Raw genomic sequence first — 10737 nt, forward strand, 5'->3', positions numbered from 1 at the left:
TTCCGATTCGGCTTCCTACAACGTGTTGTAAACTGAATATTCCCAGTTATGTCACTATTTCCCTTCTTTTTATGCCTAAGATCCTTCTTGCCGACGACGATGTGCAGCTATGCAACATAATTAGAGGCTGGCTGTTACAAGACAACCATAACGTCGAGATGGTACACACCGGTCTGGATGCCATAGAGCGCCTGAAAATCTCGGAGTACGACCTGGTTGTACTGGACATTACCATGCCCCTGATGGATGGGATGCAGGTACTGAGCGACTTCCGGGCAAGCGGCGGCACTACACCGATACTTATGCTGACGGGACAAGACTCGATTCAAGATAAAGAACGCGGCTTCGATGCCGGTGCTGATGACTATCTGACTAAACCTTTTCATGGCAAAGAGCTGACCGCCCGAATTCGTGCTTTACTTCGCAGACCTCCTGCCTATACAGGCAATGTACTGACCTTTGCCAATCTCAAGCTCGACAAAAACAATTATGCCGTCCTGGTAGACAGTAACAAAGTCTCTCTGCTGCCAAAAGAATTCGATCTGCTCGAGTTCTTTATGCGCAACCCAAATCGAGTATTTGCACCAGAAACTATACTAACCCGTGTCTGGGCCGCTGATTCAGAAGCAACCGTCGAAGCCGTTACCACTTGCATCAAGCGCTTACGAAAGAAAATCGATGTTGAAGGGACACCGTCACTGATCAACACAATAAGAGGGGCAGGGTACAAACTGGAGTTTCTCGAAGATAGTTGAGGGCGTCACACTGTTGCTGCATCAACCAAACCCAGAGCCTGTGCGATGTATGCCGTCAAAGCAGGATCATCTTGCACGGTCCGCGATAGGGTGCTTTGACCGTATGAATCGCGATTCAAACCTGGATGTGTGGCGAAGAAATCAGCTGTAAAGGCGTTGCTGAGATGATCTCCATCTCCTTTCAGTTCACCCACAGTATCGTTCAAATCGCCCTCATAGTAAACAGAATTACCAACTGCTCTCATGCCTGCATCGGCAAGAGCCACAGCCCTGTTGTCACTCCAACTGCCTGGACCGCCGTTGCTGAGCTGACCATACATTTCATAGAGCTCATGCACCTCGGCTTGATCCGACAATCCGCTGTCAGCATAGAATTCACCAGAGATGCCGTTGTTTTGACCCTGTGCTCCACCATCGAATCCGCTGCGAACCGACATGCTAATACCGTTTGCAAGCAGAGTCTGCTTCATTTCCTCAGGTAAAGCATTAGCAACGTCAACGGCATGTTGAAACTCGTCCTGTGTAACACCTGAATCGCCTCTGCGAAAGACGGTGGACAGGTCAGTTCCATCAACTGGATTCGGTTGAGGCTTGGGTTGCGGCTCTGGTGATGGTTCTGGAACGGGTGTGGGTCTGGGAACAGGTCTTGGCTCCGGTGCGGGATCTGGAGTAGGCTTGGGCTCTGTCGGCGCGGGTTCCGGAGCAGGACAGGGTCCGGCAGGCGACTCTACTGGTGGTGGCAAGTCACCCGACCCGATAGCAGCCAGAGCTTGCCGCTCAATCGACAGCAGCTCAGTGAACAATTGCTCTCCACCTGGAAGTTGTGCCAACAAGCCGGCAAGCTGCTTGTTTAAAGCTAAAATGCTGCGATCCAATTGTGCATGCTGCTTCAGATCAGGATCTTCCAACATCTGCTGCTGCAGTTCAAGAGCCGAGGCAAGGGCTGAAATGCCGCCATCGGCGGTGCCCGAAAAACTTGTTGCGATCGTCCTGTCGAGACCCTCCATCGCCTCGACAAGGCGCTGCACCCCTCTTCGTGAGCCCTGTGATTCAGTCTCATCGCCGCCCTTACCCGAAGACTCGCTGTGTTCACACCGATCGCCAGTTATTCTGCGCAGCGTTCCCCCTGACCCAGGCTCGGCGAAACGAGCATCGACAGCACGAACCTCAGCATGGTCGGCTAATTTACTGAACAGGGCGTCAACACTGGCTCTCTCGGACTCTTGGTTGACTTTTCCCGGTCCACCATCAACAAAAGAGCCACGGTTGACTTCTCGAAAGAGACCCTCATTGATCACAGATGAAGCCAGACGATGATCAGAAAGAGGAGCAAAATCCAACTGCCCGTCAGAGCTCATCTGAAGGCTGCTGTCGAAACTGTGATTGCTTGGCAGATCATTAAAACCAGAAATTAGCTGCTCCCTTTTTCGAAAGGTGTCTCTTCCTTCTGAATCAGGCAAACTCCGCCCTTCTGAAATCCTCTGAAAATCATGTGTCATATAGCATCACCCGTTGTTAAAATGGCTCTGCCGGATTGCGCCGCTCGAAAGATCGGCGCAACCTCAGAGCTTGCCCAAAGCAAAAGTCAATCGAAACTTTAGAACGCTGAAGAAGAAAGGTTGGTAAGTATGCAAAAGAGGCAGTGTGTTAACCATAAGGCACCAAGTTGGCAAAACCCGGCCACCAACTTGGCATTTCGCCGACATGAACATTAAATTGAGAGTTCATGCTCCCGAAACCCTGCACACACAGTCCTCGGCAGCTTTCACTAGTAGAGCATGTCAAACGCATGGAAGGAATAGACGCCATAGATGATCCTCAGACCACCGACTACAGCCCGTTAATGACATTTGCATCACACAACTGAGTAACCATCCAGAGACAGTTGGGCTGACACGATCAGCTCAGCGTTTGCTGTGATCTTGACCTGGATTGGTTGAACTGACGCTGCCCATAAAGTCAGCCACCTTGATGCTGTTAGCGGCACTGCGATAATTTTTCATGCTTTCCAACATAGCCTGTCCATCCACCCAACCCAGCCCGGTCGTTGGATCCCAGCCCCTTCCAGCCTCATAGCCATTGTTATTTCCTGTTGTGACGTCATGGAACAAGTTCGACTGAGCCGGTGCATACAACCAGGGGTTAAGAGGCGTAATTGGATTATGACCGGCTGCCGCCAGCTCGCTGTTGATATTCAACATCAAACCAGCATAAAGCGGCGCACCAGCACTGGTACCACCAATAACCAGGTCCTGACCACCTACCCGCACCGGGAAGCCCGTTGATTTGGCTGCATTGGTAGAGATATCCGGCACACCCCGTCCTGGTTTTCCAGTATCAATATTATTGGGAACGTTTGCATCTCGCTGCCACCAGGGCAAGCGAAAGATTCTGCTGACGCCACCGCCCGTAGAACTACTTTCGCCTTCATTCCAGGTCGTCACACTCTGCATTTTGCCGTCAGGTCCAAGCACCATTTTAAGACCGCCGACGCCGGTTACATGCGGATCAGAGGCGGGAAATTCGGGCTGATGTATATTCGAGACTGAGCGAGCGCCATTGTCGCCGGCGCCAGCGAAGATTTGCACGCCGCGAATTGTTGCCTGCCTGAAGGCAATGCTCAATGTATTCAAAGCCTGGGGAGTTTGCTTACTTTCACCAAGCCCCCAACTGGCGCTCACCACAGATTTTTGGGCTTCGCCGTTCTTAGGAAAAATGCTGCGCTCGAAGACATCGGCAAACCCCTGGTCACTGTTTGGACCAAGCACCATATCGATGTTAGCCTTAGGCGCGAGCGACTGCATCTGCACAGCGTCCAGTGAGTTCTCTATATCTCCACCGTGCGGGCTCCCCGGGGAGTTCCTGGCACCGTCGACCTCGACCACACGCAACGGCTTTGGTTGCTCGAGACCGTGCTCGGCAAAAAACTTGTTATAGTCAGCCAGCTCGATGCCGCCGCTCAAACTGATGAAAGCTCCACTTTGACCTTCCCCACCGGAGGAAAGCGGAAAGTTTTGCGCCCGGGCTATTTCTGTAGCCAGGTAACCACCCTGTTTGACGAAACCGTCATCGGCCGCAGGTGCTTCCATCTTCTGAGCGCGGTAGTTTGTCGTCGCTACAGCACGCTCATCGGTGCCAAGAACGGCGCGAACATGTGGTGCCAGCTCCTTGGGCAGTGACACTGCTTGAGTGTGCCCGATGTGCACACCTTCATCGGTCGCGTAGTTGAGCAGGTCCAGATTGAAAGCATTCTGGAAATCACCGGTTCTTCCGACCAGTAAAACTTTACCGGAGCGCAAATCAGACTCTGCTACTTTCAGGTTGTACTGTCTGGCAAAATCAGTAACTGCATCAAGGGAAGCCTGCTCGGATCCAAACTTCTGCTCATAAGCCCCGGCTTCGTCGGTCAGCATCTGAGCCTTTCCAGTGGACATGCGGTTGATGTAACGATCCATCATCAAGACGGACGCTTTGCTCTTGAGCATGACGGTAGCATTCATAGGTGCATCGAGGTCAGCGTGTCCGACGACTCGGGCGCCTTCCGGCGCGGACTGCAAACTATCCAACAGTTTGATTTTGTCACCGTCCCCAACAAAATTGGGACGCAGTTGAACAGTTGAGGCAGTTGGCACAGTCGTATCCAGCTTAAGAAGGCTGCGTGCCCTGTCGGTTGTGCTGTCCCAGAAATTCTGTTTGATATCGGCGAACTTGTCGAATGATTCACGCGCCAGAATGTTTCCTGATATGCCTGCGCCGACCTTGAAGCCGGCGTAACCAAGCGCTGCGTTCACACCGAGCGTGCCGGCAGCGTCTCCCCACTGCTGCCCCGACCGGCTCATCTCAGACCAGGTTTTAGCATTCAGACCGGTCTTGTAAGCATCGTAAAAACCTGGCGCAGCGCTGCCAACGAACCATGCACCCATGGCCAGCCCCGCTATTTTGCCGACCGGACCGGCTTCAGGCAGCGCCACTTTTAAAGCCGCTGCAAACGCCGCCGAACTGGCCACAGTTTCAAGAGCATGGAGAGGGTGTTCAACCTCGTATGCGACAGCGTTTTTGAGGCCTTCGGGTGTATGGTAGATGCCATCAGCTGTGGTGATAGCGATGCGCGCCGCGCCACCAGCGAAGCCTGTCATGCCTATCTGATTCGACTCCTGGTTCAGCCTGGCAGAGGCATCCTGACCCTCACGGGTCGGCGCATGTTCTGAAGCGCTGAAGTCTAATCCTGGCATATTTTTAAAATCGCTGAACGAAGATGTTCTGAAAGAATAGAAAAAACCACCGTCGCTTGCAGTGGTGAAACTACGGTAACCAGAAATTTTCAGCAAACTTTATCCGAGCCGTGGAGCGTTCACAGGAGGTTCACCCCGGTGATTCATTCTAGCTAGCGTGAGAGGTGCTACTGTCGAGAGGAAATGCACGTGACCAAGATAAATCCAGCCAGCCAACGCAAGCGAACCATCGCAACAACGCAGTCAAAGATTGTCACTGCGCTGGTTATGATGATTCCTCTTCTGGCAATCAGTGCAGCACCTGGCATCAGTATGAAAACGGAGAAAAAAATGGATAAAGCCGCCAATGCAGCAGACACGGTATACAAGTTCGAAGCCACCGGGCTCGATGGCAAGAACGTCGACTTGAGCCAATATCGAGGCGAGGTGCTACTGATCGTCAATACTGCCAGCCGGTGCGGTTTCACACCTCAATACAAGCAACTGGAACAGTTGCATGAGAAGTACGAAGGCAAGGGTCTTTCCATACTGGGCTTTCCATGCAACCAGTTCGGACAGCAGGAACCCGGTGACAACGAAGCAATTGGCAGTTTCTGCCAGAAAAATTACGGCGTCAAATTCAAGATGTTCAGCAAAATCGACGTCAACGGCAAAAGCGAGCATCCGCTCTACAAATTCCTGAAAGAGAAGGCTCCGGGTGTACTTGGCTCTGAAGCGATCAAGTGGAACTTCACCAAATTCCTCGTCGACCGATCCGGTCATGTGGTGAAGCGCTACGCACCAGACGTCAACCCGCTCGACATCAGTCCCGAGATAGAAAAATTGCTGGCAACAGCACCAAACGGGTAAATCGTCATGAGCGAATCAACTGGTAAGCCTGTCTACCTCGTGGTCGGCGCTTGTGGAGGGCTTGGTACGGCCGTGGCGGATCGACTGCACGGACGAGGCGCCGACCTCGCTCTGGTCGGACGCGACGAGGTCGTTCTCGATACGCTGGCGCAGAGACTCGGCGCTGAGAAATTCGTTGCCGACGCCTCCGACTTCAGTCAGGTCGACTCAGCCGTCCAGGCTACAGTTGAGCGATTCGGTCGGCTCGATGGCGCCGTTTGTACGACCGGGTCTCTTCTGCTCAAGCCGGCCCACATCACTACTGCCCTTGACTGGCAGGCTCTGATTGCAGCCAATCTGACAGCTGCATTCGCCGTGGTCAGGTCGGCGTCGAAAGTTATGGCAAAGTCAGGTGGCTCGATAGTTCTCGTCTCGTCTGTAGCGGCTAAAGTCGGCATGTCGAACCATGACGGTCTCTCAGCCGTTAAAGCAGGCGTGGAAGGCCTGGTGCGCTCTGCCGCTGCGAGCTACTCAAGACAGAACATCAGAGTCAACTGTGTCGCGCCTGGCATCATGGAGACGAACCTGACCCGCAAAGTGGTAACGAACCCGACTCTGCTCAACGGCGTTCTGCAACTCTATCCCCTGGCTCGCGTTGGCCAGCCCACTGAAATAGCTCGCGTGATCGACTGGTTGCTGAGCGACGAGAGCAGTTGGGTGACCGGGCAATCGCTTTCCGTTGACGGTGGTCTTTCATCTGTCCGCGCTATCGCACGTTAACATGTGCAATCCGTCTTCAAAGAACTGCCTGAACAGCCTCTTTGATTGAACTGGTAGTTTCCTTCAAAATTGCATCTGCGCTTATTCTGCCGAAGGTCGCGTAGACGTTGAATAGAAGTCTCACTGTGGTTGATTCAGCCTCGGGTGTGACGCTGACGGTCAAAACGATCTGTCGCTTCGCTGCCGCTGCCAGTGCTCCGAGATCCTCATCAAAAGCTAAAATCGCCATGATCATGCCGTTTGGATTGTCTTCTTTGATCTGCCACTTGCGTGTGGAAAAATCCCTGTTCTTCAAAACAGCGCGAACCTGTCGCATAGCATCGGGCACCGAAAGTGCTGATTGAATTGGTGCTGGATTTTCGATGTTGGCTAAATAGGCACGCACTTTATTTCGTCGGGCAGCATAAGTTATTGCAAGCGCAATTGCGCCAACTACCACAACGACAACACCAACAGTCAAAAAGTCCATAGACACTCTTGTACCTCAGCCCGAGAAAATTCAGCAAGCGGAAGGCTAGCGAAGCCACCTTAGTGCTAGCTCATATACAACGCGCAGCTCCGCTAGTCTCTAATCTTGGCGTTACACACTGAAAGTGGCTTGCCATGCCGACTTTAAGATACAAACATTAAACGAAAAGCTGGCAGAAGCGCGCTAACCGTCGATCTTGAATATCACTAGTAATTCCACCATGCCGTCGCAGTTTCTGTCGGGGCGGCGGGGGTGCCCCATTAATACACCTTACTAATTAAGTATTTCGGGCGAGTACTCAGATCTCAGTAAATCAGTATCTATGGCTGTTGATCTCTTCGCGCGAGTAGATCTATAGCGGCGCATATTGCTTGACATCCCCGTCTTCCTATAGGGTGAACACACATATAAACATCACACCCATCCACCAGAGCTACTCACCCGAACCCGAAAACCCAATACTCAACGAACTTCCAGCCAAATCCCAGCGCCTCATCGATGCTGGGATTTTGACTACTTGCCAAGCGAATCGCCCTCTCTCGCTGCGCTAGCTCCACCCACATCCCCTATCCACACCTTCCTGTGGTGGGGCCGGATACGGCAGACAACTTTGCCGGTGCCGGTGCTGGTTATGTCAGGTACAGGGACATGACTGGGGAAATTCTTCCCGTGGTCGCGCAAGTAGCGCGCCCACATCACTTCTAGAAAAGGAAATCGTTATGCCAATGAACACACTTACGCATCAGAAGATGGAACTCTTCCTGCGATGCCGGAAGAAGTTTCGTGAGACCGTCGCCAAAAACCGCGGTCAAGTTTCCCCCGAACAGCAGGTCGCTCAGATCGTCGGCAAGGCCGTCGAGCTCGCCACCGCCACGTCGGACCTCGAAAAGCGTCAGGTCATCATCGAAGCTGCCATGCAGCAGATTGCCGATGAGGACCAGACGGTCGAAGCGCTGCAGCGCGTCAAGAACTGCGTCAGCCGCTCCGACGAGCTTCGCTCCGACGAACGCGCCAGCGCGGTTCGCACGCAGCGCCAGTTCAAGTGGTTCGACGAAGTGACGCGCTGGACGCTCATGGCCAAGCCGGACTTCACGCGATTCGCTCGCGATGACCGTGGCCCCGTGCTCCAGATCATCGACGAGAAGACTGCCGGTCATGTCACGAGCTATCAGAAGCGCTTCCTGCACTTCCTCGGCTTCGTGATCGGCAAGCAACTCGACGAAGAGAAGCGCCAGCTCTTCGCAGAAGCGAAGCGTCTCGACATTCAGCCCACCTACGCCCTCAAGGAGAACTCCTTCCTGGCGGAGCTGGTCAACGAATTCGGGATCGACGTCATCTACCAGAACGTGTCGATCGAGCTCGTCATCCGCCTGCTCGGCGACAGCGACAACCCCGAGGACAAGCCTCGCGAAGTCAGCATCGGCTTCAAGAAGCGTTCTCGCGACTGGCAACAGCTGGCGGAAATCCGCGAGGTGATTACCGGTATCGAAGCTGCCTTCGACGCAGCTGAGTTCCCCGGCAAGCCCGGCTGGTACTGCGAGAAGTGCCCGTTCAGGTCGACCTGCGCGGCCTACCAGGCACAACTCGCACAACATGCGGTGGACGAACTGAGCGCCACCGCCTAAACATGCTGAACGTGAACGCCGCTTCCACGCGGGTCCGTTGAGCATTTTCTTTCAAACCGCTGCCCTGAAACGGCAGCACAAAACAAGAAGGAGAATCTTATGGACCATGGTATTGGACACAACGACGGAGCACACGGCGGTCACGACGGTCACATCACCAAAGACGCGCTGTTCTTCTCCGGTCACGGCACTCACTCGGGCGGTCACGTCTCGTTCGCTTACCACGGTGGCGGGCACGGCGTCGACAACCATCACCAGCTGACGGTGCCCGAGGCGGTGTCGCCCCAGGGTAACGGCGCGTCCATCGACGTGCACGTGCCCACCACCACCGCAGACGGCGACGCCATCCGCGGTTACATCAGCCACATCTCGCGGCACGGTCGCATCGACGTCCTCTCGACGTTCCGTCAGATCGCCGCTCGGTACGACCTCATCCAGATCGATGGGCGTCGTCCCGGGCTCGACCTGAGCAACCGGCTGTTCTACCAGATCCTCGACTTCGACGCCTGGCAGCACGCCCAGGAGCTGAGCGAGGGTCGCCCCTACGACGCTGCCACACATGGTGAGCGGGCCAAGCCCAACGGCTGGTACCCGGGCGCCACCGGCAGCACCTCACTGATTCGCGAATACTGGCAGGTGGGCAAGCGCAAGCGTTTGTTCGGTCAGCCCGAGTTCGACAATCAGGCTGGCACCTATCTCGAGGTGTCGGTGATCACCTGGCGCTACATCGAGAGCGGCGACTTCGAGACCAAGCTCGAGGTTCGCGTCATCTCGGCGCCGGAGTGGTCGGAGCGTGAGGGCAAGTGGGGCTATCGTGGCAAGCCGTTCGAGACCCACCAGCGGGTGGCGATCAAGGCTTACACCGCCATGATGGAGGTGCTGATCAAGACCAAGCCCGACGCGGCTGCCGTGGCTCTGCGCGCGGCTGTCGACAGGAAGTACCCGCCTCAGCCGTGGGCGCCGGAAGGCACCTACGCCATGACGGAAAGCGAGATCCTCGAGCGCGAGCTTGAGGCAATCGCTGATGACGCACGCGCCGACCAGGTGGCCAGGGACAACCAGCCCGGTCTGCCGGGTGCCACCAAGGGCGATGGCGGTGACGATTCCGGGACGGCCGACGTCACGGTCGAACTGGAAGACTGAGAGCGAGGAGCAGCCCGGATAACCTTCGGGCTGCTCCTTTGCTCATACAACAACAAACGCCCCGGCACCGACCGACCGGCAAGGCGACAACAGGTCGATTAACTAACAAAAGCAATGCCTCATGAAGAAGTTCAATCCCGCCACTGACAGCATCCCCGCCGAACTGAACAACAAGTCGTTCATCGGCGACATCCTCATCGCCCTCGGGTTCGCCACGCGCGCCCAGGTCGACAACGCGCTTGCCATCCAGCAAGCGGAACGGGCCGCTCTCACCGAGGCGGAAAAGCTCGCCAACAAGAAGACCCGCTTCACCGGCGAGATTCTGGTCGACGAGAAGGTCTGCACGCAAGAGCAGATCGACTACGGATTGGACGTGCAGAACCACCTGCGCAAGTAGGAGACACGTTCTAAGCGTTCCCTGTTTCTCAACCAAGAAAAGAGAGAAGGTCATGAACTACACAATCAATGTCCTGCCGACCCAGGCGATGTCGTGCGCCACGCAGGTGCTCATCGGAGTCGTCCTCGCCGTCATCATCTACTGCTCGATGCGTCAGCACTCGCGCGGTTACATGGCGGCGGTGATGATCGCAGCCGGCGCGTCGCTGTACATCCACAGCTTCCCGCTCATGGGTGCCGCCATCGCGCTCGCCTGCGTGGTCGCCGTGATCACGCGCTGCAACGAGAAGTCGAAGCCGTCGCTGTCGTGACGAGCTGAGACACATCCCCTATCCGCACCATCCTGCGGTGGGGCCGGTGAAATTCCGGTGCTGGTCAGACCAGGCATGGGGTCTGACTGGGGAAAACGTTCCCAAAACCAAGCGCCCGAAGGCAATCACGCCGTCGGGCAATCAACGCCGCAAGGCAACAAACCAAAACCGCCGCAAGGCAAAGGAGAAACAACTATG

10 protein-coding genes are annotated in these 10737 nt (G+C 55.2%); 7 read left to right on the plus strand and 3 right to left on the minus strand.

Translation table 11 applies throughout. The features are described 5' to 3' along the window. Nucleotides 1-71 precede the first annotated feature (71 nt). Entirely contained in the window at nt 72-755 is a 684-nt protein-coding gene (locus tag EKK48_31385; protein ID RTL34487.1) for a response regulator transcription factor, read from the plus strand. Between the two features lie 5 nt (nt 756-760). On the opposite strand, the gene EKK48_31390 is transcribed toward EKK48_31385, so the two are convergent. Together EKK48_31390 and EKK48_31395 are read right to left on the minus strand one after the other, a co-directional pair. Further along, entirely contained in the window at nt 761-2113 is a 1353-nt protein-coding gene (locus EKK48_31390; GenBank protein RTL34488.1) for a hypothetical protein, read from the minus strand. 546 nt (nt 2114-2659) lie between these two features. Further along, a complete protein-coding gene (locus EKK48_31395) occupies nt 2660-4987 on the minus strand; it encodes a hypothetical protein (GenBank protein ID RTL34489.1) in 2328 nt (775 codons plus the stop codon). Between the two features lie 330 nt (nt 4988-5317). Between EKK48_31395 and EKK48_31400 the strand changes: the two genes are divergently transcribed. Together EKK48_31400 and EKK48_31405 are read left to right on the plus strand one after the other, a co-directional pair. Beyond that, a complete protein-coding gene (locus tag EKK48_31400) occupies nt 5318-5836 on the plus strand; it encodes a glutathione peroxidase (GenBank protein ID RTL34496.1) in 519 nt (172 codons plus the stop codon). A 6-nt stretch (nt 5837-5842) separates the two neighbouring features. After that, the gene (locus EKK48_31405; protein ID RTL34490.1) at nt 5843-6595 is read left to right on the plus strand and encodes an SDR family oxidoreductase; all 753 of its coding nucleotides are present in this window, start codon (nt 5843-5845) and stop codon (nt 6593-6595) included. 16 nt (nt 6596-6611) lie between these two features. Here EKK48_31405 and EKK48_31410 read toward each other — a convergent pair whose 3' ends face one another. Then, nucleotides 6612-7064, minus strand: coding sequence for a hypothetical protein (locus EKK48_31410; GenBank protein ID RTL34491.1), 453 nt, complete (start codon nt 7062-7064; stop codon nt 6612-6614). Between the two features lie 719 nt (nt 7065-7783). Between EKK48_31410 and EKK48_31415 the strand changes: the two genes are divergently transcribed. The 4 genes from EKK48_31415 (at nt 7784) to EKK48_31430 (ending at nt 10539) form a co-directional block, all read left to right on the plus strand. Then, complete coding sequence (locus EKK48_31415) at nt 7784-8689, plus strand: hypothetical protein (GenBank protein ID RTL34492.1); 906 nt, start codon at nt 7784-7786, stop codon at nt 8687-8689. A gap of 99 nt (nt 8690-8788) precedes the next feature. Next, nucleotides 8789-9832 carry a hypothetical protein gene (locus tag EKK48_31420; GenBank protein RTL34493.1) on the plus strand — a complete coding sequence of 348 codons (1044 nt, stop codon included), beginning with the start codon at nt 8789-8791 and terminating at the stop codon, nt 9830-9832. Between the two features lie 121 nt (nt 9833-9953). Beyond that, nucleotides 9954-10229 carry a hypothetical protein gene (locus EKK48_31425; GenBank protein RTL34494.1) on the plus strand — a complete coding sequence of 92 codons (276 nt, stop codon included), beginning with the start codon at nt 9954-9956 and terminating at the stop codon, nt 10227-10229. A 52-nt stretch (nt 10230-10281) separates the two neighbouring features. Beyond that, complete coding sequence (locus tag EKK48_31430; GenBank protein ID RTL34495.1) at nt 10282-10539, plus strand: hypothetical protein; 258 nt, start codon at nt 10282-10284, stop codon at nt 10537-10539. Nucleotides 10540-10737 lie beyond the last annotated feature (198 nt).

The sequence above is a fragment of the Candidatus Melainabacteria bacterium genome, from assembly GCA_003963305.1.
In the GTDB taxonomy this organism is placed as follows: Bacteria; Cyanobacteriota; Vampirovibrionia; order Obscuribacterales; family Obscuribacteraceae; genus PALSA-1081.